This is a genomic window from Bacillus sp. AY2-1, from assembly GCF_008368965.1.
GTDB lineage: Bacteria > Bacillota > Bacilli > Bacillales > Bacillaceae_G > Bacillus_A > Bacillus_A thuringiensis_S.
The window spans coordinates 275621-300827 of the sequence record NZ_QPEL01000017.1 but is presented as its reverse complement, the minus strand read 5'-3'; the positions used below and the strand labels follow the sequence as shown (position 1 = coordinate 300827).

Below are 25207 nucleotides of genomic sequence, written 5' to 3'. Positions count from 1 at the left end.
TAATTATAACATAAAAATTGGAAGCATAAGTTTGCCGCAAACAAAAAGAACCATAAGCTTGCCGTTCCGGCAAACTTATGGTTCATATCACATACAAAATAAAAAAACCACCAAATATGTATTGGTGGAGACGGTGGGAGTCGAACCCACGTCCAAAAATATCGGCACTTAAGCTTCTACGAGTGTAGTCGATATATTAGCATTTCGCGAACTCTTCGGCCTATCGACAGGCTTCCAAGTTGCTAGTCTGGTTGTTCTCTTCCTTTGTCCTCAGACGGCGAACTCCGGCGTAGTCCACTTAGTTTGAGTCCCTTACCCTACCACATGGACGATGGAGGGAGGAACCTTTAGTGCAATTAAGCAGCTAAAGAAAGATTGTTTTGTTTGCCAATTATAGGCTTTGACGTTTTAACGAGGCCGATCCCCTCGACTCGCAACCTAAGCTCGAACTATCCCTGTCGAATCCGTAACGTCCCCATGATAAAAATGGAGCATACGAAGAAAATATCGTGATAGCTACTAAGAGCTGTTTTTCAATGTGCAACAACCTTACATAAGTTATTATATCATACGCGCGCCGTTTTACAAATGTAAATATCTGTATTACATCTTTTGGCGATCACGGAACACGCGTGCAATTTCACGTTTCGCTTCTTTCTCTTTTAAATCGTGACGTTTATCATATTGTTTCTTACCTTTTGCTAAACCAAGTGCCATTTTTGCAAATCCATTTTTCAAATAGATTCTAAGTGGAACTAATGCGTAACCTGTTTCTTTTGCAGCGCCCGCTAGCTTATCAATTTCTTTTTTATGAAGAAGTAATTTTCTCGTACGAAGTGGATCATGGTTGAAACGATTCCCTTGTTCGTATGTATTAATGTGCATATTATGAACCCATACTTCACCATTATGTATACGTGCAAATGCATCTTTCAAGTTCACGCGACCAGCGCGAATCGACTTAATTTCCGTTCCTTGAAGGACAAGCCCTGCCTCGTATGTTTCTTCGATGAAATAATCATGAAATGCTTTTTTATTTTGTGCAATAACCTTACCTGTACCCTTTGGCATATAACGTCCCTCCTCTATTTTTACTATTGTAACAAATGTTAATAAAAAGCGAAAGTGGCTCGCTCAGAATGTGAGGTGGATGGAGCTTCTGACCTTGAGGCGCTCTTTGCCTCTCGGGAAGAAGTGAAGCCGCCGAACATTCTAGCCACTGTAGCTGGATTCCATTAAAAGCGAAAGTGGCTCGCTCAGAATGTGAGGTGGATGGAGCTTCTGACCTTGAGGCGCTCTTTGCCTCTCGGGAAGAAGTGAAGCCGCCGAACATTCTAGCCACTGTAGCTGGATTCCATTAGAAAGCGAAAGTGGCTCGCTCTCAAGCCACTAATAAAAAAAGAAAAAGCCTCGCTTTTCATCAAAGCGAAGCCATCCTTTTCTTACTTACGCTTTTTCTTTTTCTTCTTGAATCCTGGTACGTTTTCGAAGAATCCTTTTTTCTTCTTGCCATTACCATCTTTTTTCCCTGGCTGACTAGCAGACGTGGACGCTGTTGCTGATGCGGATCCTCTTCCTGTGCTTTTACCTTTGCCACCACGGTCAAACTTTCTACCTGTGCCACGTTCACCGCCGCGCTCATTACTGCGCTCGCTACGTCCACCGCGTTTCTTTCTGCCTGTTCTTGGCTGCTCGATAACGACTGGACGATCTTTGAACTTACGACGAGGTGTACCTTTCATGCCAACGATTTCAAAGTCGATTGCACGCTCGTCTTTGTTTACGTTAATAACGCGAATTGTAATTTCATCACCGATGCGGAATACGTTTCCTGTACGTTCTCCAATCATAGCGAAATGTTGCTCGTCATAACGGTAGTAATCATCCGTTAAATAACTAACGTGTACAAGACCTTCAATTGTATTTGGAAGCTCTACGAATAAACCGAAGTTTGTTACAGAGCTAATCATACCGTCATACTCTTCACCGATCTTATCAACCATATACTCTGCTTTTTTCATCTCATCTGTTTCACGCTCTGCTTCAACAGCACGGCGTTCCATATTAGAAGAGTGCTCTGCAATCTCAGGTAATTTTTCACGCCATTTTGCTTGCGTTTCATTGTCGACTTTACCATTAATAATGTATTCACGAATTAATCTATGAACGATTGTATCTGGGTAACGACGAATTGGTGATGTGAAATGTGTGTAGAACTCAGTTGATAAACCGAAATGCCCTAAACTATCCGCATCGTAACGAGCTTGCTTCATAGAACGAAGCATAACCGTTGAAATAACTACTTCTTCAGGCTGTCCTTGAACCATTTCAAGAATTTGTTGCAGCGCACGAGGGTGTACTTCATTCGCACGTCCTTTTACCGCATATCCGAAGTTCGTTACAAACTCGAAGAAACGCTCAAGCTTATCTTCTTTCGGATCTTCATGGACACGGTACATAAACGGTACGTTCATCCAGTGGAAGTGCTCTGCTACTGTTTCATTCGCAACAAGCATAAATTCTTCAATTAACTTCTCTGATACAGAACGATCGCGCATAACAACATCAGTCGGTTTTCCTTCTTCATCTACTAATACTTTCGCTTCTTTAAAGTCAAAGTCAATTGCACCACGGCGCATACGTTTTTCACGTAGAATTTGTGCCAATTGACCCATCTCTTTAAACATCGGTACTAATGGCTCATAACGCTTAATTAACTCTTCGTCCTCATCTTCTAAAATGCTTCTTACGTCAGCATACGTCATACGCTCTGTCGTTTTAATCACACTTTGGAAAATCTCGTGTTTAACAACATCACCTAAGTTGTTGATTTCCATTTCACAAGATAATGTCAGACGGTCTACTTTCGGATTTAATGAGCAAATACCGTTAGATAGACGATGTGGAATCATCGGAATTACACGGTCAACAAGATACACACTCGTCGCTCTTTCCGCTGCTTCTACATCAATTGGAGAACCTTCTTGAACGTAATGACTTACATCCGCAATGTGAACGCCAAGCTTGTAGTTACCGTTCTCAAGCTTCGTTACTGTAACAGCATCATCTAAGTCTTTCGCGTCTGCACCATCAATCGTTACGATCATTTGATCACGTAAATCACGACGATCCTTTAAATCTTCTTCTGAAATCGTTTCTGGTACACTGTTTGCATGCTCCATCACTTCTTCAGGGAATGCTAAAGGTAAATGATGTTTATGAATGACAGATAAAATATCTACTCCTGGATCATTTTTATGACCTAGAATTTGAATAACTTCACCTTCTGCGCTTAAACGGTTTTCTGGATAGCTCGTAATTTTCACAACTACTTTATGACCTTCTACAGCACCCATTGATGCACTTTTCAAGATAAAGATATCACTCGTCCAGCGCTTATTGTCAGGTATAACAAATCCAAAGTTTTTCGATTCTGTATATGTACCAACAAGTTCTTTCGTTCCACGCTCTAAAATGCGTACAATTGAACCTTCTTGACGTGAACCGCTCGATTGAGAACTAAGGCGTGCTAATACTGTATCGCCATGAAGTGCACCGTTTAATTCTGTAGGAGGGATGAAAAGATCATCGTCTCCAGTTTTCTTCTCTTCTGGCACAACGAAAGCAAAGCCACGTGCATGTCCAATTAACTTACCTCGTACTAAATTCATCTTTTCAGGAAGACCGTATCGATTACTACGTGTACGAATAACAAGTCCCTTCTCTTCCATCATTACAAGTGCTTTTACAAAATCTTTAAAGCCCTCAGAACCTTCAATTCCAAATGCCTCTTCTAACTCTTGTATCGTTAGCGGTTTATACGCTTCTTCTCTCATAAATAATAACAACTTATCAATATGTTCTTGTGTGATTTCTTCCAAGCAAAAATACCTCCTTTAAAACCTTATATTATTTAGTGTATCCGAAAGATAGGGGATGTATAAAGCGAAACTTCAATACTCCCCTTATGATTTTTACAGTTTTCACAAAAAATTCCTTATGAAAAAAAGAGGCAACTAGATCTTACCAATCTAGTTGCTCCAAGAAGTTATATACATCCTCATGTAGCTCATCACGTTGTTTATCAAGTGTAATGACATGCGTAGAGTCTTCATACCATTTAATGTCTTTTAACGTAGATTCTACACCGTTATAAATAATGTTAGCACTATCTGTATTAATCATTTCGTCATGACGTGCTTGTACAACAAATGTTGGTGCATAAATCATATCCACATTGTTACGTACGTCAGCAATTAATTGTTGTAATGCTTTTAATGTATTCATCGGTGTCTTTTGGAATTCCAGCATTTCTTGTTCAATTTGTTCTGGTGATTTTTGCTCACGTTTTTTATATTCGCGGGCATATGCCAATATACCTTGGTACATCGTTTCTTCGCTCTTAATATACATCGGTGCACACATTGGTACTACACCTAAAACCGGTACTGTATAACCTAATTTTAAAGAAAATACGCCGCCAAGTGACAATCCAACAACAGCAATTTTCTCAAAACCTTTATCTTTTAAAAGCTGATATGCCTCCGTTACATCTTGCCACCAATCTGTAGGGCCTGTATGAACAAGCTCTTCTGGTGGTACACCGTGCCCTTTATAAATTGGCGCATGACAAGTATAGCCTTTCTTTTCTAAGAAACGCCCTAACATACGTACATCAGCTGAGTTCCCTGTGAATCCATGTAGTAATAAAACAGCGCGGTCTCCACCCTCAAATGTAAATGGTTTCGGAGATGCTAATTTCATCATGTACTTCTCCTCTTTCTCTTCTGTAATCTAGTCGTATTCTTTCTATATCTAGTGTACCATATTTACATTTCTATAATCTAATTAGAAACATCTTTCAAATGGCAAAACAAAAAAAGAAGAACCATTAGTACATCTTACTAACGCTTCTTCTTTCAATTCTATAAGTTTAAGTACGTAACAGCAATTGTTAATACAAAGAACAATACAGCTAAAACAATTGTAATACGGTTTAATACCGCTTCAATTCCACGTGCTTTTTGCTTACCAAATAATTGCTCTGCACCGCCTGAAATTGCACCTGAAAGGCCTGAGCTATTACTAGACTGCATAAGTACCATAACAATCATTAAAATCGATACAGTAATAAGTAAAACGGATAATAACGTATGCACTTGGCGTACCTCCTACAAAGATTCAGTTATTGTAACTGTAGCATAAATCCTATAGAAAAGCGAGAGCTATAGAGTTGCCCTCGCTTTTCTTCTATTACATAAACATCATTGCAAATAACGGTCCAAGTAAACATGTCAAAATTGCTGTTAATGTCATTGTTACCGATCCAATAACACCTTCATGTTCGTTATTTTTCATCGCTCTCATAACGCCCATAATATGAGAAGCACATCCAAATCCGATACCTTTACCAACTGAGTTTGTAACACGGCTCCATTTTAATAAGAGAGGTCCTGTAATTGTTCCAGTAATACCTGCGATAACAACGAAAGCTGCTGTTAAGGAAGGTACACCACCAACTTGTTCAGAAACGCTCATCGCAACTGGCATTGTCACCGATTTTGGTAAAGACGATAAGATTAAGCTTTTATCTGTTCCCATAAGTGAAGCAATGGCAAAATCACTAGCGATTGCAACTGTTGTACCTACTAATACCCCACCAGCAATCGGTACAACATATTTTTGCAGAACATGACGTTGTTTATAAAGAGGAATTGCAAATGCTACAACACCAGGTCCAAGTAGCTTTGCAATCCAGCCACCACCACTTTCCATATAATGTTGATATGGTATATCAAGCACGATAAATAGGAAAGCCATTAATCCTGTTGCTACAAGCATTGGAATGGTGAATGGTGTTGGAAATAATTTATAGATTTTTTTAGATAATTGATATAATAGCACCGTAAAAAGAACCCAACCGATTCCGATTAATATTTGGCTCATCGCGACTTTCTTTCCTTCCTATTCGCAAGATATTGTCCTGTATGTCCTGCGACAATAATAATTAAAAATGTACTCGCTACAACTGTAATGAAAAGAGAAATTCCTTTACTCATAAAAAAAGCACCGTAATTCATTAAGCCAAGCGTTGGCGGAATTAATAAAAACGGCATAATAGCAACGAGTGTTTCTGCTCCTAAATCGAACCATTTCACTGGAAGAACTTTTAGGCTAAGTAAAACAAGTAAGAGGAACATCCCAATCAAACTTCCTGGAATTGGAATATTTAGCATTTCTTGCACCCAAGTTCCAACCATATAAAACACGTAAAGAGCAGCAATTTGGACAAGAATCTTTGTAAATTTCATGTTCATCATCCCTCATGTTTATACGATCTTCTGTTAATATCTTTATCATAGTATAAATTGTAAAAAGCTGCAATTTATCAACTTGACAGCAAAAACAGCCTGTGTTATACGCTTACAACCTTGATATGACTGCATTTCCAAACGAAAATTACGTCAAAAACCTTGACCTAATATAAAAAGTTTTTATTTTCTGAATTTATAAGACTATTATTTCAATAAAATAATCTTTTTATCCTTAAGCTTACATATATATAAAGTGAAACTTTAATCCATGAGGATTCCCACATCCATACTGATTGTTAGCCCTCATCAAGCGGGTTTGTAAGGGATAAACAAGATAGGTGGTGAACATATGCCAAAAAAAGTTCTCATTTTTTGTGATCCTGGGATTGATGATACGATGGCTCTCCTCTTAGCTTTCTTTATTGATGAAATAGAAATTATCGGTATTGTTGCTGATTACGGCAATGTCCCGAAAAAAATGGCCGTACAAAATGCTCATTTTTTTAATAACGAAACAAAGAATAGAAATATCAAGATATTCGGTGGTTCAGAACGTCCTCTTACTGGTGCCCCACCTGCGTTTTTTACGGATGTACATGGGAAACAGGGGCTCGGGCCAATTATTCCAAAGGTAAATGTGACTAACGGAGAAATGGAGAATTTTTTTGAAGTTATTCCTCTTATTGAGCAGTATAAAGATGAATTAATCATTGTAAGTTTAGGAAGACTTACCTCCCTAGCAATTTTATTCATCGTATGTAAACAGTTAATGAAGCAAGTTAAATCTTACTACGTAATGGGCGGTGCCTTTTTACACCCTGGTAATGTTACCCCTATTTCCGAAGCAAACTTTTATGGCGATCCTACTGCTGCTAATATAGTCCTCCAATCTACAGCTAACATGTACATATACCCATTAAACGTCACCCAATATTCCGTCATTACACCCGAGATGGCGGAGTATATTGAAACAAAAGGAAAAGCCCCACTTGTCAAACCTTTATTCGATCATTATTACTACGGATATTATAAAGACGCCCTACCACATTTAAAGGGTAGCCCCTTCCATGACACAATGCCAATACTCGCTTTACTTGATAACTCTATGTTTACCTATCACAAATCACCTATCGTTGTCATGACAGAATCTTATGCGCAGGGGGCAAGCATTGGAGAATTTCGCTCTTTAGGAGAATCTAAGCCATTTATTGATTGGCCGAGTCATCAAATCGCAATTGATTTTGATTATAACCGCTTCTTCAAACATTTCATGTCACTTATGACGGGCGAACAATTTTAGCATAAAAAAACAGACCGTGATTTCTCACGGTCTGTCGTTATTTTCTACAATTATCGTTTGATGTTATAGAAAGATTTGATACCATCGTAAACAGCGATTTCGCCTAGTTCGTCTTCGATGCGTAATAATTGGTTGTACTTAGCAATACGGTCAGTACGGCTCATAGAACCAGTTTTGATTTGGCCAGCGTTAGTTGCAACTGCGATGTCAGCAATTGTAGCATCTTCAGTTTCACCAGAACGGTGAGATACAACTGCTGTGTAACCAGCACGTTTAGCCATTTCGATAGCTTCGAAAGTCTCAGTTAAAGTACCGATTTGGTTAACTTTAATTAAGATTGAGTTAGAGATACCTTTTTCGATACCTTCAGCAAGTTTTTGAGTGTTAGTTACGAATAAATCGTCACCAACTAATTGTACTTTATCACCGATACGCTCAGTTAATAATTTGTGACCATCCCAGTCGTTTTCGTCTAAACCATCTTCGATAGAGATGATTGGGAAGTCTTTGCAAAGCTCTTCGTAGAAATCAACCATTTCTGCAGAAGTTAAGCCAGTACGGCCTTCGCCTGCAAGGTCATATTTACCAGTTTCTTTGTTGTAGAACTCAGAAGAAGCAACGTCCATTCCTAAGAATACGTTCTCGCCAGCTTTGTAACCAGCTTTTTCGATAGCTTCGATGATTACTTCTAAAGCTTCACGGTTAGAACCAAGGTTTGGAGCGAATCCACCTTCGTCACCTACTGCAGTGTTAAGACCTTTGTCATGTAATACAGCTTTAAGTGCATGGAATACTTCAGCACCCATACGGATTGATTCTTTGAATGTTGGAGCACCAACTGGTAAGATCATGAACTCTTGGAAGTCAACGTTGTTATCAGCGTGAGAACCACCGTTGATGATGTTCATCATTGGAGTTGGTAATTGTTTTGCATTGAATCCACCAAGGTAACGGTATAATGGAAGACCTACGAAGTCAGCTGCTGCGTGAGCTACTGCCATAGATACACCAAGGATAGCGTTAGCGCCTAGTTTACCTTTGTTTGGAGTGCCGTCTAATTCGATCATAGCACGGTCGATACCAGCTTGGTCAGTTACATCGAAACCAGCGATTTCTGGAGCGATAATTTCGTTAACGTTGTTTACTGCGTTAACAACACCTTTACCAAGGTAACGAGATTTGTCACCGTCACGTAATTCTACTGCTTCGTGCTCACCAGTAGATGCACCACTTGGTACGATAGCGCGTCCGAAAGCGCCGCTTTCTGTGTAAACTTCTACTTCTACAGTTGGGTTACCACGAGAGTCAAGGACTTCGCGAGCATAAACATCAATAATTGTTGACATAATAAATTCTCTCCTTTTTATATAAGCAAATTATTTAATAATTGTTTTACCTGTCATTTCTTTCGGTTGTTCCACATTTAAAAGTGTAAGCATTGTTGGAGCGATATCTCCTAAAATACCACCTTCACGAAGCTCTACATCATTTTTTGTAACGATGAAAGGAACCGGGTTAGTTGTATGAGCTGTCATCGGCTCGCCATCAGCAGTTAACTCCTGATCGGCATTACCATGGTCAGCAGTAATAAGTGCTACACCATCTTTTGCAAGAATCGCTTCTACAACTTTTCCTAAACATTCGTCAGTTGCTTCTACTGCTTTAATTGTTGGTTCCATCATCCCAGAATGGCCAACCATATCACAGTTTGCAAAGTTAAGAATGATAACATCATGTTTATCATTTTCGATTTCATTTACTAAAGCGTCCGTTACTTCGTAAATGCTCATTTCAGGTTTCAAGTCATACGTTGCAACCTTCGGTGAGTTAATTAAGATACGCTCTTCTCCTGGGAATTCAGCCTCACGACCACCGCTAAAGAAGAATGTAACGTGCGGATACTTTTCGGTTTCCGCGATGCGAAGTTGCTTTAATCCCGCTTGCGCAACAACTTCACCTAAAGTGTTATCAAGGTTCATTGGCTTGAATGCCACGTAACCATTTACAGTTTCACTGAAGTGTGTCATACATACGAATTCTGGAATGTGAGGTACTTTTTCACCACGATCGAACTCACGGAAGTCTTCGTTTGTAAATACACGAGCAATTTGGATTGCACGGTCTGGACGGAAGTTATAGAAGATAACTGCATCATCATCATTGATTGTTGCAACTGGCGTGTTATCTTCGTTAACAATTACAGACGGCAATACGAATTCATCATAGATACCGTTCGCATAAGAGTCTTCTACACACTCTTCTGCTGATTTATAAGTAGGGCCTTCACCATTCACCATAGCACTGTAACATTTTTCTACGCGATCCCAACGCTTGTCACGGTCCATGGAGTAATAACGACCAGAGATAGTCGCGAATTGTCCTACTCCTGTTTCTTTAATTACTTCATTTGCTGCATCGATATAACCTTTTGCTGTTTGTGGTCCAACATCGCGGCCGTCTAAGAACGCATGGATATAAACTTTCTCCACACCTTCTTTTGCTGCTAAGCGAAGAAGAGCAAACATATGGTTCATGTGACTGTGCACACCACCATCAGAAAGTAAACCGAATAAATGAAGAGCAGTACCTTTTTCTTTTACGCTTTTAATTGCATTTTGGAATGTTTCGTTCTGATCGAACTCACCTTCACGAATTGCAACGTTTACGCGTGTTAAGCTTTGATATACTATGCGGCCAGCACCAATATTTAAGTGACCAACCTCAGAGTTACCCATTTGACCTTCTGGAAGACCTACTTCCTCACCACAAGCTGTAAGCGTTGTATGAGGGAATTTGTTCCAGTAACCATCAAAATTAGGTTTCTTAGCTTGTGCTACAGCATTCCCGTGAGTTTCTTCACGAAGTCCGAAACCGTCAAGGATGATTAAAGCTGTTGGCTTTCTCATTTTACCGCCCCCAGAAGACCTAAGAACGAAGCAGGCTCTAAGCTAGCACCGCCAACTAAAGCGCCGTCGATGTCAGATTGTGCCATATACTCTTTAATGTTTTCTGGTTTTACGCTACCGCCGTATTGAATACGAACAGCTTCTGCAGCTTCTGGAGAAACAGCTTCTGCAACAACTTTACGGATGTGCGCACATACTTCATTTGCATCTGCAGAAGAAGAAGATTTACCTGTACCGATAGCCCAGATAGGCTCATAAGCGATAACAGTTGCTTTAACTTGCTCTTCTGTTAAACCTGCAAGTGCTTTTGTCACTTGACCTGCTACTAGATCAAATGTTTTTCCGCTTTCGCGCTCTTCTAAAGTCTCACCACAACATACGATTGGTGTTAAACCATGTTCAAATGCTGCTAGAGTCTTTTTGTTTACTGATTCGTCTGTTTCAGCAAACATTTCACGACGCTCAGAGTGGCCAAGTACTACGTAGCCTACTTTTAAGTCGCTAAGTGCTACTGGGCTAATTTCGCCAGTGAATGCACCATTTTTTTCGAAGTGCATGTTTTGTGCACCTACTTGTAAATCAGTTCCTTCAGTTGCTGCTACAAGGCGCTCTAAGAATAGAGCTGGAGAGCAAACTACTGCATCAACAGCTGAAGCTGCTGGGATTTGACCTTTAACTTCCTCTACGAAGCTAACTGCTTCAGATAGAGTTTTATTCATTTTCCAGTTACCTGCGATAATTGGTTTACGCATGCTTTGCACCGTCCTTTTTCTTTGGCTGCTACTTATTTGTCGTTAAGACAAACTACACCTGGAAGCTCTTTACCTTCCATGAATTCTAATGACGCACCGCCGCCAGTAGAAATGTGGCTCATTTTATCAGCCATACCGAATTTTTCAACAGCTGCTGCAGAGTCACCACCGCCGATAACAGAGTATGTATCTTCTGCATCTGCTAATGCTTGTCCTACTGCTTTTGTACCTTCTGCGAATGGAGTCATTTCGAATACACCCATTGGTCCATTCCATACAACAAGCTTAGAGTTTTTAATTACATCTGCATAAATTTCACGTGTTTTAGGACCGATGTCTACGCCTTCCCAGTTAGAAGGGATAGAGTCGATACCAACGATTTGAGTTGTTGCAGTTTCAGAGAATTCCTCAGTGATTACAACATCAACTGGCATGTAGAAGTTTACGCCTTTTTCTTTTGCAAGTTGCATAAATTCTTTAGCTAGTTCAATCTTGTCGTCTTCACATAGAGATAGACCAATTTCATGACCTAAAGCTTTAACGAACGTGTAAGCAAGTCCGCCACCGATGATTAAGTTATCTACTTTGTCTAATAGATGACGAATTACACCGATTTTATCTTTTACTTTCGCACCACCAATAATAGCTGTAAATGGACGTTCTGGGTTAGAAAGTGCTTTACCTAATACATCTAACTCTTTTTCCATTAATAGACCAGATACTGCTGGTAGGTAGTCTGCGATACCTGCTGTAGAAGCGTGAGCACGGTGAGCTGCACCGAATGCATCGTTTACGAAGATGTCAGCAAGTGCTGCAAATTCTTTCGCAAGTTCTGCATCGTTCTTTTCTTCGCCCGCATAGAAACGTACGTTTTCAAGAACTAATACGTCGCCTTCGTTCATTGCTGCAACCATTTCTTGTGCAACTGGTCCGAATGCTTCGTCTGCTTTTTTAACATCTTTACCAAGAAGCTCACCTAAACGTGCTGCTACTGGAGTAAGACGTAATTCTTCTACCGCTTGACCTTTTGGACGGCCTAAGTGGCTTGCTAAAATAACTTTCGCACCTTGCTCTACTAAATATTGAATTGTAGGAAGAGCTGCACGGATACGAGTTTCATCTGTAATTTTGCCTTCTTTCATAGGTACGTTGAAATCAACGCGGCAAAATACACGCTTACCTTTTAAATCTACGTCACGAATTGATTTTTTGTTCATTGGATTTCCCTCCGACTACTAGTTAGGATTGACAAAACCCATTCAAAAGCTTAACACATTTGCTTTTAAAACGAAAGAAGAGAGAGAGGGAACAAACCCTCTCCCTCGTTTTGTCATTGATTGCTTATATAATTAAGAATTAAAGACCTTTAGAAGTCATGTAAGCTGCTAAGTCTACTACGCGGTTAGAGTAACCAGTTTCGTTATCGTACCAAGAAAGTACTTTAACCATGTTACCTTCCATTACCATTGTAGATAATGCATCGATTGTAGAAGAAGCTGTACATCCGTTATAGTCGATAGATACTAATGGCTCTTCGCTGTATCCAAGGATACCTTTTAATTCGCCTTCAGCTGCTGCTTTGAATGCTGCGTTTACATCTTCAACTGTTACTTCTTTGTCAAGTTCAACAACTAAGTCAACAAGAGAAACGTTAGCAGTTGGAACACGTACAGCGCCACCGTTTAATTTACCTTTAAGTTCTGGTAATACTAATGCTACAGCTTTAGCTGCACCAGTAGATGTTGGGATCATGTTTTCAGCTGCTGCACGAGCACGACGTAAATCTTTGTGTGGTAAGTCTAAGATTTGTTGGTCGTTAGTGTAAGAGTGAATTGTTGTCATCATTCCGCGTTTTACGCCGAATTTTTCGTTTAATACTTTAGCGAATGGAGCTAGACAGTTTGTAGTACAAGAAGCGTTAGATACTACGTTGTGGTTAGCTGCATCGTATTGTTCGTGGTTAACACCCATAACTACAGTGATATCTTCGTCAGAAGCTGGAGCTGAGATGATAACTTTCTTAACTGATCCACCTAAGTGTTTTTCAGCGTCTGATTTTTTAGTGAAACGGCCAGTAGATTCTACTACTACTTCTACTCCGTAGTCGCTCCATGGTAATTGAGCTGGGTCACGCTCAGCGATAACTTTAATTTCTTTACCGTTAACAACGATGCTGTTTTCGTTAGCAGATACTTCTGCGTTTAAAGTTCCGTGAACTGTGTCATATTTTAAAAGGTGAGCTAATGTTTTAGCATCTGTTAAGTCGTTGATTGCTACTACTTCTACCTCAGAGTTGTTAAGAGCTGCGCGGAATACGTTACGTCCGATACGTCCAAATCCATTAATACCAATTTTAGTCATTTGAATTTCCTCCTTGGGGGATTATATTAAAGGGTAAAACCCTTTGTTAACTGTTTTGCTGCACCTTCATCTGTAATTAGAATTGAAGTGTGCCCTTGTTTAATTACAGCCTGTATTGCTTTTGCCTTTGAAGAACCTCCAGCGACTGCAACAACGTGAGATACATTTTGTAAATCCTCTAATTGCATACCAACTGTTCTTACTTTATGAACAACATTTCCTTCTTCATTAAAGTAGTAACCGAAAGCTTCACCAACTGCTTCGCTTGCTTGAATCTTTAACCAATCTGCTTCCGAAGTACTTCTGCGACGTGCCATTGTTAACGCATCACCTATTCCATGAATGACGATATTGGAAGATCGAATCAACTCAAGAACTTCTTTCACGGAAGGCTCTGTCACAATAGACGCATATGCTTCGCTACTAACATGGTCTGGAACATACAATAAGCGATAATTACTCATCGTATTTTGCGCCATCTTGGCACAAATGGTATTGGCTTCTAATTCAACACCTTCTCCGATTCCACCACGTGCTGGGACAAATAGCATATGTAAATCTTTACAATCAAGTTGCATCATGTCCGCAGCAGCAGCTAGCGTAGTTCCTCCAGCCACAGCAACGATATTATTCGCTGTCAGACGGTCTTTTATACAAGTCACACAAGCACGGCCCATCTCCAGTTTGACCCAAGGTGATTCATCACTATCACCAGGGACAACGAAAACTTCATCCAAGTCTAATGTTTCCTTAAGTTGCTTTTCTAAAACCTTTAACCCGGAAATTTCTTTCATAAAGTCTTCCAAAGCAAGAACTAAAGCTGTTCCTTCTTCTGTCAAAGTCATTCCAGAAGAAGCGACGTGAACTAAGTTTTGTTCTTTCAAAACTTGAACTTCACTTCGCAATACTCGTTCTGTCATACCGAGGCTTGCTGATAAGTTTCTTCTTCCAATCGGCTGCATGAGCCTAATGTATTGAAGAATTTGCATTCTCGTTTGCATAACAGGTAGCAGATCAGGTAATAATTTTTTTGTGTTCTGAATCCATGAGCGCATATCTTTTCTCCTCACTACATTGGTTCATTTTTCCTCGGTGGTCACTTTACGTCCCGTAGTGACATTTTGTGTCCCACATAGGTTAAAAAAATAATCCCTGCTACGTGTATTATTGTAACAGGAGATAGAAACTTATTCAACTCTTAACTGCATTCTTTATATAGTTTATTATGACACCTTTGTGAATGTTACCATATTCTACTTGTTTTCCGTCTATTTCTACAACCGGAATCATTAAATGATATTTTTCTAAAAGGTCATTATCTTCATATATATCTATTTCCTCGATTTGAAAAGAATATTCACATTGTACTTCCTGCAAAACTTGTTTCGCCTGCACGCAAAGACCACAATTCTTTTTTGTATACAGCACAACTTTCATCTTCTTCACCTATCCGATTGTTTTTCGCAATGACGAAGCTGGGATATGCATTTGTTCTCTATACTTCGCCACCGTTCTTCGAGAAATAACAATTTCATGCTCTTCTTCTAATAATTTTGAAATCTTTTGATCTGAGAGTGGCTTTTTCTTATTCTCTGCTTCCACAAGCGTTTGAATAAACTGTTTCACTCGCTTCGTTGAAACTGCCTCATCCTCTGTCGTCGAAACTGCATTACTAAAGAACGATTTCATCTCAAATAAACCGTGTGGCGTTTGCACATACTTATTTCTTGTTGCACGACTAATCGTAGACTCATGCACACTTAGCTCTTCCGCCACCTCTTTTAAAGCGAGCGGCTTCAAATACGCTGGACCTTCCCAAAAGAAATCACGTTGTTTTTCCATAATAATCGTCATCACTTGCAGAAGTGTTTGTTTTCTCTGTTTCAAACTGCGCATAATCCATTGCACATGCTGATACTTTTCTGAAACGTAAGATGCTACTTCACTTTCACTATTATTAAGAAGCGCACTGTACTCAGAGTGAATTTCAATTCTCGGCATATTTCTCTCATTCATCTGTAAAACGAGGCGATCGCCTTCTTTTTTCACTGCCATGTCAGGCACAATATACAGTGGTTTATCCGAAGAATACGCAAGGCCCGGTTTCGGCTGCAATGATGTAATACAGTTCACCGCCGATTGTAATTCTTCATTACTACACTTCAGCACATGAACGAGCTTTCGCCAATCCTTCTTCACGAAATAAGCAAAGTGCTCCTCTACAATATCTTCCGCTAATCCATCCCTTCTTTGTAAGCGCTTCAATTGTAAGGTTAAACATTCCTGAATATTACGCGCCCCTACCCCTGCTGGCTCCAGTGATTGGACAAGCTCTACAGAGCGGTCAACTACATGAATATGCGCAGAAAGGAGCTCTGCTAACTCTTCATTCGTTTCTTGTAAATACCCGTTTCCATCCATGTTCATAATAATGAAAGAAGCCACTTTCCGCTCTTCTTCATCTATTTTATAATACTGTATTTGATTTAATAAGTGTTGCTGAATCGTTGTAGAATCCACACTGTAGATTTCCATCTGATTCTCGACTTGTTTGCTGGTACTTTTACTGTTGTTAGAGCTCTTTTTCTTCTCCCTCTCAAAACCACCTAACTCAATAAGGGGATTCTCTAACGATTGCTCATACAAAAACTCCGATAATTCTTGTACATTATACTGAAGCATTGTAATCGCTTGCCTTAACTCTTGTGTCATTGCCAAACGTAAGCTTTGTTCTTGTAAAAGACTTGCCTTCAAACTAATCTCCCCCTTGTTTCTATTGTACAATAAGTTTGGTAAAAGGAGAATCCTCACGCAGACGCCCATTCCAAAATATTATTAATTTATATGTATTAATAATATTTACAACTTACAACCGAAATTTGAATAATATTGAAAGAAAATAATAAGTTATAAAAATTATTATCAAGTACTAATAGTAAATCTTATTATCAGATATAACAAGAGGGAAATAAAAAAAGTCCTAACCTACAAAACGTAAGTTAGGACTTTTTGACGCGCCCAGAGGGATTCGAACCCCCGGCAGACGTGGTACCGGAAACCACCGCTCTATCCGACTGAGCTATGGGCGCATGATTATAGAAAACACTTCATTTTCTTCTCATAATAATAGCAATAAAATCCATCTAAATCAATAAAAATATCCCCGTAATACCTTATACATCTTAGCTAAAAGCATATAAAATCTATTCCACCCCTAAATTTTCCAATCATAAATTCTCCCCAACTCACAAATTATAACCTATGAATTGATATTCCAAAGGGGGCTTCATTCAATGACTGTAATTACGAAACTAAAGCAAACTGTTTCTGGATTAAAAAGTGCACAAGCTAGCTTAGAGGGATTCGCTCTTGATACGGATAACCAACAAGCTAAGCAACTTTTTCAAACAGCTGCGCAGCAAACACAAACGATTATCGATTCTTTAAACCCACGCGTTGAAGAAGTCCAACAAGAAGAACCACAATACTCACAGCAATAACGAATCCGTCTTGCTGTGAAATAGAAAAAGGATGATATGCAGTCATCCTTTTTCTATCACATTACATATTGCAATAGAAATGGAATGATAATTATGCGAAAACTCGGTCTCATAACCGCATTATTTGCACTTCTATTTAGCTCTTTTACTGGATGTGATAATAGTCCTTTAGATAAAAAAGTGAAAGAAGAAGCAAAACGAACGGAGAAAGAAAAAGGTCCAAAGTTAACAAAGACGAGTACGGAATCCTTTAATCAATCTATATCACAAGGAGCGAAGAAAAGAGCTCTCGCTATGGATGAAATTATAAAAAGCACAGCAGTGAATTCAAATTTAGATCTCTACATAGCAGTTACACCTGAGCATCACGAAAGGTTTGGATTAAAACCTCTTCGTAAAAAGCTTCAAAAGCAGCTAAGTGATGAGCATCCTACTTTCGATGTTCGTGTCAGTACAGATAAAAAAATCTTTATGTTACTCGAAAAACTCGAAAGAAAAATTAAGGAAAAAGAAGTATCTAAAGATGAAATTAATAAACAATTAAAATTCATTGGTAAAAAAATGGAGTCTAACACTTAACGCTTTTTAAAAGAAAAGGAAGGATTGCAATGTCTAGTAAAGATAAAAACTTAACCCCTGTACAACAGGAGTATAAAAAATTCGAACAAGAACGCGAACCGAAACGACCTGTCTTAAAAAATTGTATAAAAGCCTTTTTCGTCGGTGGTTTTATTTGCTTCATCGGTCAACTCATTTCTACTTTTTATATCACATATTTTGATTTCACTGAACGCTCAGCAGGAAATCCGACAGTCGCAACTCTTATTTTCATTTCTATGTTACTAACTGGATTTGGTATATACGATCGTTTTGGACAGTTTGCTGGTGCTGGTACAGCTGTACCTGTTACTGGATTTGGTAACTCTGTTATTGCCGCATGTATTGAGCATCGAACGGAAGGATTTGTCCTTGGCGTTGGCGGCAATATGTTTAAACTAGCGGGTTCTGTTATTTTATTTGGTGTATTTTCGGCTTTTGTCATCGCACTTATTAAAACGATTCTCGTTCAATGGGGAGGGCTATAAATGTTACAAGGACACCGAACGTGGGTATTTGAAAACAAACCAGTCATTATCTCAACAGGGGTTGTCGGTGGACCATTTGAAGCAAAGGGAAACATCCCAGAAGACTTCGATATCCTTCATGAAGATTTATGGCTCGGGCAAGATTCCTATGAAAAAGCACATAAAATTTTATTCGAAGAAGCTTGTAGTCGCGCTACTGAAAAAGCAGAACTTCGTAAAGATGATATTCAATTTGTACTCGCAGGAGATTTAATTAATCAAATTACCCCTACAAGCTTTGCTTGCCGCACATTGGGCACTCCTTATCTCGGATTATTCGGAGCTTGTTCTACTTCTATGGAAGGTTTAGCACTTGGGGCAAGTATCGTAAATGCAAAAGGTGCAAAATATTTATTAACTGGAGCTTCAAGCCATAATACTGCTGTAGAAAAACAATTCCGCTACCCTACCGAATACGGTGGACAAAAGCCGCCTACTGCACAGTGGACAGTAACCGGAGCAGGAGCCGCTATTTTAAGCGATACTGGACACGGTCCAAGGGTAACCTCTGCAACAATCGGACGAGTGGTTGATATGGGATTAACGGATCCGTTTAATATGGGAGGCGCAATGGCTCCAGCTGCAGTTGATACAATTGAAGCCCATTTACGTGAACGCCAAATTGATGCCTCTTACTACGATTTAATCGTAACAGGCGATCTCGGACATGTAGGACGCGAAATTGCTTATGACTTACTACATAAACACGGAACGAAAGTAACGAGCGAACAATTTCAAGATTGCGGAATTATCATTTATAGAGAAGGACAACCTGTCATAGCTGGTGCTAGCGGGCCTGGATGTTCCGCAACAGTCGTGTACGGTCATTTATTAAACCGAATGAAAAGAGGAGAGTTCAAAAAAATACTTGTCGTTGCGACAGGCGCTTTACTATCTCCACTTACATTCCAACAAGAAGAAACGATTCCGTGTATCGCTCATGCCGTTTCGATTGAATTTGGAGGTGCAACGCAATGATTTTTTTCTGGGCTTTCGTCATTGGCGGACTCATATGTGTAATCGGCCAACTTATGTTTGATGTCGGCAAACTAACACCCGCTCATACAATGGCAACACTCGTTGTTGCTGGAGCTATATTAGATGGATTTAATTTGTATGAGCCATTAATTGATTTCGCTGGAGCCGGGGCAACTGTACCTATTACAAGCTTTGGTAATGCCCTCGTTCATGGCGCAATGGAAGAAGCTGCAAAACATGGCATCGTTGGCGTTATTACCGGCATGTTTAAAGTAACGAGCGCCGGTGTATCAGCAGCTATTATTTTCGGCTTCATTGGAGCATTGTTATTTAAACCGAAAGGATAAGAGGTGTTTATATGACTGTTATCGCTAGCGTAAAAACTTGCCTTGCTAGTGTAAGAGGCGCTCAAGCAAGCTTAAGTTCCCTTTCACTAAATTCTACAGACGATGAAGCTAAACGCGTATTTCATGAATGTATGTTAGAAATGGACAGTGTCATCGCTGATTTACAGGATAGAGTTTCAGTATTAGAACGTGAAGAACCTCAATATAAAGGGTTTTAAGTAGACTGGAGGAAATGACTATGTCTCACCTACCGGAATGGACACTTGTCATCCTTCGCTCTGTATTCATATTAATTATTTTATTCACTATTACAAAGTGCTTAGGAAAAAGGCAAATCTCTCAGCTTTCCTTTTTTGAATACATAGCGGGAATGACAATCGGTGATATCGCTGCTCAAATAGCTACAGGGCTTGATCAAAAGTTTTTCCACGGTGTCTTTGCAATACTTATTTTCGCCTCCGTACCTTTTTTCGTCGGAATTCTTTCCTTGAAAAACAAAACTGCTAGAGATTTCTTTGAAGGAAAATCTACAGTGTTAATAAAAGATGGAAAAGTACTTGAGGATAATTTAAAGAAAGAAAAATATACAAGTGATGAGTTACTTGAGCTTCTTAGAGGAAATGGTGCATTCAGTATAGCTGAAGTCGAATTTGCTGTCTTAGAACCGAGCGGAGAATTAAATGTATTATTAAAGAAAGATTCTCAGCCACTTACTGCAAAAGATCTCGGTTTAAAAGTGCCAAATGAAAAAGAACCACAAACTGTTATTATGGATGGAAATGTACTAGATGAACCACTTTCAGCAAGCGGGCATAACCGCGCTTGGCTACACTCTGAACTAGAAAAGCTCGGTGTTGTTATCGAAAATGTTTTTCTCGGTCAAGTAGATTCATACGGACAACTTACTATCGACATTTACAATGACAAACTACAAATGCCTTCTCCTCAAAATAAGCCTTTATTATTAGCATCTTTAAAAAAATGTCATGCTGATCTTGAACTATTTTCTCTAGAAACAAAGTCGAAATCAGCAAGCGAAATGTATAGTAAAAACGCGAAACAAATCGAAAAGATTTTAAATAGAGTTACCTATCTTTTAAAAGACTAATTATCGAAAGAACGCTTCAGTTAACAAGCGTTCTTTTCCTTTTTCTCCAGTTTTCATAACGTTTAAATTTATGGAATTCGGTTATGATGTTGAAGATACATAAGCAGGGAATTTCGAAAACATAGCGAATATTTCATGATACAACTACATATTTTTTTGATTTAAAGTGGTTTCGTTTGACCTTTATTGACCATAATTGTATTATAAGACTAAGAAAGCTTTAGAAGGAGGAAATAACAGATGAATTTAATTCCTACAGTAATTGAACAAACAAATCGTGGAGAACGCGCTTACGATATTTACTCTCGACTATTAAAAGACCGCATCATTATGCTTGGTAGTGCAATTGATGACAACGTAGCTAACTCAATCGTTTCCCAGCTTTTATTCTTGGAATCTCAAGATCCAGAAAAAGATATTCACATCTACATCAACAGCCCTGGTGGTTCTATCACAGCAGGTATGGCAATCTATGATACAATGCAGTTTATTAAACCACAAGTATCAACAATCTGTATCGGTATGGCAGCATCTATGGGTGCATTCTTACTTGCAGCAGGTGAAAAAGGAAAACGTTATGCACTTCCAAACAGTGAAGTAATGATTCACCAACCACTTGGCGGAGCACAAGGTCAAGCGACTGAAATCGAAATCGCTGCTAAACGTATCCTATTCTTACGTGAAAAACTAAACCAAATTCTTGCTGACCGCACTGGTCAACCACTTGAAGTACTACAACGCGACACAGACCGCGACAACTTCATGACAGCAGAAAAAGCTTTAGAATACGGTTTAATCGATAAGATCTTTACAAATCGTTAATTAATTTAAAGCGGAAGCGGCTCGTTCAGAATCGCAGGGCGATGGAGCACCTGATTCCGAGGCGCTTTTTGCCTCGAATGAAGGGGCGAAACGACCGGAGATTCTAGCCGCTGGAGCTGGATATACTAAAAGCGGAAGCGGCTCGTTCAGAATGGGAGGAGGATGGAGCTTCTGACAAAGAGGTGCTTTTTACCTCGGCGGAAGAAGCGAAGCCACCGACCATTCTAGCCGCTGGAGCTGGATACAACTAAAAGCGGAAGCGCCCTATAATTGGGCGCTTCTTTTATAATTGTTCCCCGCTCACATACCCCATCCAGTATCTCTCTAAATATATCAACGATTTTTCAATTATATCGAACAAAACTCAAATTATATCAACGATTTTTTTAATATATCAACGGTTCGACACAACATATCGATTTACCGACAATCTACGACAAGGACAAACCACCTACATACCCCCTATCCCGAAAACTCCCTTTAAGTAAACAGCAAAAACAAAAAACTATCGCATATACGCGATAGCTTCTTATTGTACATATGCAGCTAATGCTTCTAAAGCCTCTTCTGCATCTGAACCTTCTGTTGTAATTGTTATCATGCTACCAGTTCCAATTGCTAAGCTCATAATCCCCATTATGCTCTTTGCATTTACTGTCTTTCCGTCTTTCTCGATGAAGATATCTGCATGAAAGCGATTTGCCTCTTGTACAAACAACGCAGCCGGACGTGCTTGTAAACCGTTTTTTAATGAAACCTGAACTCGTTTTTGAACCACAGCTCCATTTCCCCTTTAACCTCTTATTTTTTTGCTACCGTTTCCCCCGCGCGTAATTTCTCTGCAATTTCATCGATTTTACGCAAACGATGATTAATACCCGATTTACTAATTTTCCCCCCGGATACCATCTCACCTAACTCTTTCAATGTTACATCTTGATAATCTCTTCGTAGCTGCGCAATTTCTCGTAGTTTATCTGGCAATATATCAAGACCAACCGTCTCATCAATATAGCGGATATTTTCAATTTGCCTTAGCGCTGCACCAATTGTTTTATTTAAATTAGCTGTTTCGCAGTTCACTAAACGATTTACGGAATTACGCATATCACGTACGATTCTAATATCTTCAAATCTTAAAAGCGCATTATGAGCACCAATAATATTTAAAAATTCCGTAATTTTCTCCGCTTCTTTCAAATACGTAATGTACCCTTTTCTTCTTTCCAGCGTCTTACTATTTAAATCAAATCCGTTCATCAGTTCACATATAGCATCATTATGTTCCTTATATAACGAAAAGATCTCTAAATGATAAGATGATGTTTCTGGGTTATTTACTGAACCACCTGCTAAAAATGCACCGCGTAAATACGATCGTTTACAACACTTCTTCTCAATCAATTCTTGTGATATATTTCGAATAAATGAAAAGTCATCTCGCACGATATGAAGATCGGCTAATATTTCGCGAGACTTCTCAACAAGCCTTACGATATATACATTATTTTTCTTCAATCGCATTTTTTTACGAACAAGCAATTCTACCGTTACGTCATATCCCTTTTTCAAAAGCGTATAAATTCTTCTTGCAATTGCCGCATTTTCTGTTTGAATATCAATAGATAGACGACGGTTTGAAAAAGAAAGCGATCCATTCATTCGAAGTAACGCTGATAATTCAGCTTTTTCACAGCATTCCTTCATTTCAAGGTTCGTCAGCTCTTTCTTTGTTTCTGATGCAAATGACACAGTCAACACCTCCTTATACGATTATTATGGAACAAAATTCTTGTCCTATATGAATGAGGAGCGCTACCTCAAACGAGGCAACGCATATTTATAACAATGAATATAAAATCGAAGCTAACTTTAACGTATCATGCCTTACAACACGATCATCATACTTCGCTAATCCACCTTGAATGACATCAATATTATTTTCAGCAAAACGTTCTTCATCCACTACAACTGGTGTAGACATTTCTTCCTCATATAACTTACGTAATTCACAAGGAATATCACGGTTATTTACAATTGCAGTATTAATAAATGGTTGCCCTAAATGATCGTGTAAAGCCTGCACATGATCAAAAGCAGTATATCCCATCGTTTCACCCGCTTGTGTCATAACGTTACATACATACACCTTCTTCGCCTTTGCAGCAAGAACAGCATCCCCAATTTTATTAACAACTAAGTTGGGTAATATACTTGTATACAAACTTCCTGGACCGAAAACGAGTAAATCAGCTCGTTTAATCTCAGCCAAGGTTTCATGCAATGGCTCTACATCTTCTGGAGTTAAAAAGACACGATTAATCTTCTTTCCGTAATAAGGAATCTTTGATTCGCCTGTTACAATTTCTCCATCTTCAAGTTCCGCATGAAGTACCGCACTTTGATTCGCTGCTGGTAATACACGTCCTCTGACATTTAATACTTTACTTGTTTCCGTAATTGCATGGAAAAAGTCTCCTGTAATTGAGGTCATACCTGCCAACAATAGATTTCCTAACGCATGACCTTTCAGTCCGTCCCCTGTTGTGAAACGGTGCTGAAATAAAGCTTCCACCAGTGGCTCTACATCCGATAACGCAACAAGTACGTTACGGATGTCACCTGGAGGTGGAATTTCTAGCTCATCACGTAATCTACCTGAACTGCCACCATCATCAGCGATTGTAACAACTGCTGTAATATCAACAGGATATTGCTTTAATCCTCTTAATAAAACAGAGAGTCCAGTTCCGCCTCCCATGATAACAATTTTAGGCTTTCTCTCTTTTTTCATCCCTTAATGGCCCTTTCTCTTCTCCACATCACGATGAGATACATGAACACTATACTCTGGTTTCAAATGTTTCCCAAGGTATTCTGTAAGCGTAACAGAACGATGCTGTCCACCTGTACATCCAATTGCAATTACAAGTTGACTTTTGCCTTCTCTTTTATAATGAGGCAACATGAAAGTAATCAGATCCGTCAACTTCTCTAAAAACTTATGTGTCTCATTAAATTTCAGTACATACGAAGAAACTTCTTCATCTAGTCCTGTTAATGGCTTCATATGTGGAATGTAATATGGATTTGGTAAAAAACGAACATCAAATACTAAATCTGCATCAATTGGAATACCGTACTTAAATCCAAATGACATAACATTTACACGAAATGCTTGCTCAGTTTCTGTTGAGAACAAGTGAACAATTTTTTCACGTAATTCTTTCGGTTTTAAATCCGATGTATCAAGCACAATATTCGCTCGTGCCTTCATATCTGTTAATAAATCGCGCTCTGCTTCGATTCCCTTTAACGGCAAACCAGTTGGTGCAAGTGGATGCGAACGTCTCGTTTCTTTATAACGAGTTACAAGCGTACTATCTTTCGCATCTAAAAATAAAATATGAGGAATAATCCATGTACGTTCTGATAAATCATCAAGCGCTCCCCATAAATGTTCGAAAAACTCGCGGCCACGTAAATCAATACCAAGTGCCACTTTATTCATTTTCCCTTTTGAATCCGCCATAAGTTCAATAAACTTTGGCAATAACATCGGTGGCAAATTATCTACACAAAAATATCCTAAATCTTCAAAACTTTGTAAAGCTACTGTTTTTCCAGCTCCAGACATCCCTGTAATAATTACCATTTTTATATCATTATTCTCTGTCATCGTATCCTCTCCTTGA

The 25207-nt window shown here is 39.1% G+C and carries 27 protein-coding genes, 1 tRNA gene and 1 other RNA gene; 9 read left to right on the top strand and 20 right to left on the bottom strand.

Annotation, left to right across the window (positions count from 1 at the left end):
- Positions 1-122: 122 nt before the first annotated feature.
- The 7 genes from ssrA to DN403_RS05385 all read right to left on the bottom strand — a co-directional run bounded on the left by ssrA (position 123) and on the right by DN403_RS05385 (position 6311).
- Positions 123-477: a transfer-messenger RNA gene (gene ssrA, locus DN403_RS05415) on the bottom strand.
- Between the two features lie 126 nt (positions 478-603).
- Positions 604-1071 carry an SsrA-binding protein gene (gene smpB, locus DN403_RS05410; protein WP_001123917.1) on the bottom strand — a complete coding sequence of 156 codons (468 nt, stop codon included), beginning with the start codon at positions 1069-1071 and terminating at the stop codon, positions 604-606.
- Between the two features lie 371 nt (positions 1072-1442).
- Entirely contained in the window at positions 1443-3881 is a 2439-nt protein-coding gene (gene rnr, locus DN403_RS05405) for a ribonuclease R (protein WP_000391343.1), read from the bottom strand.
- 142 nt (positions 3882-4023) lie between these two features.
- A complete protein-coding gene (estA, locus tag DN403_RS05400; RefSeq protein WP_000761986.1) occupies positions 4024-4764 on the bottom strand; it encodes a carboxylesterase in 741 nt (246 codons plus the stop codon).
- Positions 4765-4925: 161 nt separating this feature from the next.
- Entirely contained in the window at positions 4926-5159 is a 234-nt protein-coding gene (gene secG, locus DN403_RS05395) for a preprotein translocase subunit SecG (protein WP_000557266.1), read from the bottom strand.
- Between the two features lie 94 nt (positions 5160-5253).
- Complete coding sequence (locus DN403_RS05390; RefSeq protein WP_000078304.1) at positions 5254-5946, bottom strand: LrgB family protein; 693 nt, start codon at positions 5944-5946, stop codon at positions 5254-5256.
- Complete coding sequence (locus DN403_RS05385) at positions 5943-6311, bottom strand: CidA/LrgA family holin-like protein (RefSeq protein WP_000673223.1); 369 nt, start codon at positions 6309-6311, stop codon at positions 5943-5945. The genes DN403_RS05390 and DN403_RS05385 overlap by 4 nt, the downstream gene beginning before the upstream one ends.
- Positions 6312-6663: 352 nt before the next feature.
- On the opposite strand from DN403_RS05385, the gene DN403_RS05380 reads away from it, so the two are divergent.
- Positions 6664-7614, top strand: coding sequence for a nucleoside hydrolase (locus tag DN403_RS05380; RefSeq protein WP_001125040.1), 951 nt, complete (start codon positions 6664-6666; stop codon positions 7612-7614).
- 50 nt (positions 7615-7664) lie between these two features.
- Here DN403_RS05380 and eno read toward each other — a convergent pair whose 3' ends face one another.
- From eno to DN403_RS05335, 9 genes are all read right to left on the bottom strand, one after another.
- Positions 7665-8960, bottom strand: a complete 1296-nt coding sequence (gene eno / locus DN403_RS05375) for a phosphopyruvate hydratase (RefSeq protein WP_000103951.1) — start codon at positions 8958-8960, stop codon at positions 7665-7667.
- 30 nt (positions 8961-8990) lie between these two features.
- Entirely contained in the window at positions 8991-10520 is a 1530-nt protein-coding gene (gpmI, locus tag DN403_RS05370; protein WP_001231141.1) for a 2,3-bisphosphoglycerate-independent phosphoglycerate mutase, read from the bottom strand.
- Positions 10517-11272, bottom strand: a complete 756-nt coding sequence (gene tpiA, locus DN403_RS05365) for a triose-phosphate isomerase (RefSeq protein ID WP_001231042.1) — start codon at positions 11270-11272, stop codon at positions 10517-10519. Before tpiA ends, gpmI begins: the two co-directional genes overlap by 4 nt.
- 32 nt (positions 11273-11304) lie before the next feature.
- Positions 11305-12489 carry a phosphoglycerate kinase gene (locus tag DN403_RS05360; protein WP_001036332.1) on the bottom strand — a complete coding sequence of 395 codons (1185 nt, stop codon included), beginning with the start codon at positions 12487-12489 and terminating at the stop codon, positions 11305-11307.
- A gap of 139 nt (positions 12490-12628) precedes the next feature.
- A complete protein-coding gene (gene gap, locus DN403_RS05355) occupies positions 12629-13633 on the bottom strand; it encodes a type I glyceraldehyde-3-phosphate dehydrogenase (protein ID WP_000161234.1) in 1005 nt (334 codons plus the stop codon).
- Between the two features lie 26 nt (positions 13634-13659).
- Complete coding sequence (cggR, locus tag DN403_RS05350) at positions 13660-14688, bottom strand: gapA transcriptional regulator CggR (protein ID WP_001258185.1); 1029 nt, start codon at positions 14686-14688, stop codon at positions 13660-13662.
- Positions 14689-14824: 136 nt separating this feature from the next.
- Entirely contained in the window at positions 14825-15070 is a 246-nt protein-coding gene (locus tag DN403_RS05345; RefSeq protein ID WP_000869737.1) for a glutaredoxin family protein, read from the bottom strand.
- Between the two features lie 9 nt (positions 15071-15079).
- A complete protein-coding gene (rpoN, locus tag DN403_RS05340; RefSeq protein ID WP_000647951.1) occupies positions 15080-16387 on the bottom strand; it encodes an RNA polymerase factor sigma-54 in 1308 nt (435 codons plus the stop codon).
- Between the two features lie 259 nt (positions 16388-16646).
- Positions 16647-16722 (bottom strand) — tRNA-Arg (locus DN403_RS05335).
- Between the two features lie 204 nt (positions 16723-16926).
- Here DN403_RS05335 and DN403_RS05330 point away from each other — a divergent pair.
- From DN403_RS05330 to clpP, 8 genes are all read left to right on the top strand, one after another.
- The gene (locus DN403_RS05330; RefSeq protein WP_000216166.1) at positions 16927-17133 is read left to right on the top strand and encodes a DUF1657 domain-containing protein; all 207 of its coding nucleotides are present in this window, start codon (positions 16927-16929) and stop codon (positions 17131-17133) included.
- A gap of 93 nt (positions 17134-17226) precedes the next feature.
- Entirely contained in the window at positions 17227-17712 is a 486-nt protein-coding gene (locus DN403_RS05325; protein WP_001228545.1) for a YhcN/YlaJ family sporulation lipoprotein, read from the top strand.
- 29 nt (positions 17713-17741) lie between these two features.
- On the top strand, positions 17742-18218 hold the full coding sequence (spoVAC, locus tag DN403_RS05320) for a stage V sporulation protein AC (protein ID WP_000095399.1): 477 nt from the start codon (positions 17742-17744) through the stop codon (positions 18216-18218).
- Positions 18219-19235 carry a stage V sporulation protein AD gene (spoVAD, locus tag DN403_RS05315; protein ID WP_000938972.1) on the top strand — a complete coding sequence of 339 codons (1017 nt, stop codon included), beginning with the start codon at positions 18219-18221 and terminating at the stop codon, positions 19233-19235. It abuts the gene before it with no gap.
- Positions 19232-19582, top strand: a complete 351-nt coding sequence (gene spoVAE, locus DN403_RS05310; protein WP_000575919.1) for a stage V sporulation protein AE — start codon at positions 19232-19234, stop codon at positions 19580-19582. The genes spoVAD and spoVAE overlap by 4 nt, the downstream gene beginning before the upstream one ends.
- Before the next feature lie 11 nt (positions 19583-19593).
- Entirely contained in the window at positions 19594-19800 is a 207-nt protein-coding gene (locus DN403_RS05305; RefSeq protein ID WP_000215916.1) for a DUF1657 domain-containing protein, read from the top strand.
- Positions 19801-19820: 20 nt separating this feature from the next.
- On the top strand, positions 19821-20690 hold the full coding sequence (locus DN403_RS05300; RefSeq protein ID WP_000018932.1) for a DUF421 domain-containing protein: 870 nt from the start codon (positions 19821-19823) through the stop codon (positions 20688-20690).
- 240 nt (positions 20691-20930) lie between these two features.
- Complete coding sequence (clpP, locus tag DN403_RS05295) at positions 20931-21512, top strand: ATP-dependent Clp endopeptidase proteolytic subunit ClpP (protein WP_001049162.1); 582 nt, start codon at positions 20931-20933, stop codon at positions 21510-21512.
- 529 nt (positions 21513-22041) lie between these two features.
- Here clpP and DN403_RS05285 read toward each other — a convergent pair.
- The 4 genes from DN403_RS05285 to rapZ form a co-directional block, all read right to left on the bottom strand.
- Complete coding sequence (locus tag DN403_RS05285) at positions 22042-22290, bottom strand: HPr family phosphocarrier protein (RefSeq protein ID WP_000250307.1); 249 nt, start codon at positions 22288-22290, stop codon at positions 22042-22044.
- Between the two features lie 23 nt (positions 22291-22313).
- Positions 22314-23264: a DNA-binding protein WhiA gene (gene whiA / locus DN403_RS05280; protein ID WP_000006563.1), complete on the bottom strand. Its 951-nt coding sequence runs from the start codon at positions 23262-23264 to the stop codon at positions 22314-22316.
- A gap of 88 nt (positions 23265-23352) precedes the next feature.
- Positions 23353-24306, bottom strand: coding sequence for a gluconeogenesis factor YvcK family protein (locus DN403_RS05275; protein ID WP_000712185.1), 954 nt, complete (start codon positions 24304-24306; stop codon positions 23353-23355).
- A gap of 3 nt (positions 24307-24309) precedes the next feature.
- Positions 24310-25191, bottom strand: coding sequence for an RNase adapter RapZ (rapZ, locus tag DN403_RS05270; protein ID WP_000138458.1), 882 nt, complete (start codon positions 25189-25191; stop codon positions 24310-24312).
- Positions 25192-25207: the final 16 nt, after the last annotated feature.

Bases quoted from the DNA above. Each gene is read 5' to 3' on its own strand.
- smpB (WP_001123917.1), bottom strand. From the start codon at position 1,071: ATGCCAAAGGGTACAGGTAAGGTTATTGCACAAAATAAAAAAGCATTT.
- estA (WP_000761986.1), bottom strand. From the start codon at position 4,764: ATGAAATTAGCATCTCCGAAACCATTTACATTTGAGGGTGGAGACCGC.
- DN403_RS05390 (WP_000078304.1), bottom strand. From the start codon at position 5,946: ATGAGCCAAATATTAATCGGAATCGGTTGGGTTCTTTTTACGGTGCTA.
- DN403_RS05385 (WP_000673223.1), bottom strand. From the start codon at position 6,311: ATGAAATTTACAAAGATTCTTGTCCAAATTGCTGCTCTTTACGTGTTT.
- DN403_RS05380 (WP_001125040.1), top strand. From the start codon at position 6,664: ATGCCAAAAAAAGTTCTCATTTTTTGTGATCCTGGGATTGATGATACG.
- eno (WP_000103951.1), bottom strand. From the start codon at position 8,960: ATGTCAACAATTATTGATGTTTATGCTCGCGAAGTCCTTGACTCTCGT.
- gpmI (WP_001231141.1), bottom strand. From the start codon at position 10,520: ATGAGAAAGCCAACAGCTTTAATCATCCTTGACGGTTTCGGACTTCGT.
- tpiA (WP_001231042.1), bottom strand. From the start codon at position 11,272: ATGCGTAAACCAATTATCGCAGGTAACTGGAAAATGAATAAAACTCTA.
- DN403_RS05360 (WP_001036332.1), bottom strand. From the start codon at position 12,489: ATGAACAAAAAATCAATTCGTGACGTAGATTTAAAAGGTAAGCGTGTA.
- gap (WP_000161234.1), bottom strand. From the start codon at position 13,633: ATGACTAAAATTGGTATTAATGGATTTGGACGTATCGGACGTAACGTA.
- cggR (WP_001258185.1), bottom strand. From the start codon at position 14,688: ATGCGCTCATGGATTCAGAACACAAAAAAATTATTACCTGATCTGCTA.
- DN403_RS05345 (WP_000869737.1), bottom strand. From the start codon at position 15,070: ATGAAAGTTGTGCTGTATACAAAAAAGAATTGTGGTCTTTGCGTGCAG.
- DN403_RS05330 (WP_000216166.1), top strand. From the start codon at position 16,927: ATGACTGTAATTACGAAACTAAAGCAAACTGTTTCTGGATTAAAAAGT.
- DN403_RS05325 (WP_001228545.1), top strand. From the start codon at position 17,227: ATGCGAAAACTCGGTCTCATAACCGCATTATTTGCACTTCTATTTAGC.
- spoVAC (WP_000095399.1), top strand. From the start codon at position 17,742: ATGTCTAGTAAAGATAAAAACTTAACCCCTGTACAACAGGAGTATAAA.
- spoVAD (WP_000938972.1), top strand. From the start codon at position 18,219: ATGTTACAAGGACACCGAACGTGGGTATTTGAAAACAAACCAGTCATT.
- spoVAE (WP_000575919.1), top strand. From the start codon at position 19,232: ATGATTTTTTTCTGGGCTTTCGTCATTGGCGGACTCATATGTGTAATC.
- DN403_RS05305 (WP_000215916.1), top strand. From the start codon at position 19,594: ATGACTGTTATCGCTAGCGTAAAAACTTGCCTTGCTAGTGTAAGAGGC.
- DN403_RS05300 (WP_000018932.1), top strand. From the start codon at position 19,821: ATGTCTCACCTACCGGAATGGACACTTGTCATCCTTCGCTCTGTATTC.
- clpP (WP_001049162.1), top strand. From the start codon at position 20,931: ATGAATTTAATTCCTACAGTAATTGAACAAACAAATCGTGGAGAACGC.
- DN403_RS05275 (WP_000712185.1), bottom strand. From the start codon at position 24,306: ATGAAAAAAGAGAGAAAGCCTAAAATTGTTATCATGGGAGGCGGAACT.
- rapZ (WP_000138458.1), bottom strand. From the start codon at position 25,191: ATGACAGAGAATAATGATATAAAAATGGTAATTATTACAGGGATGTCT.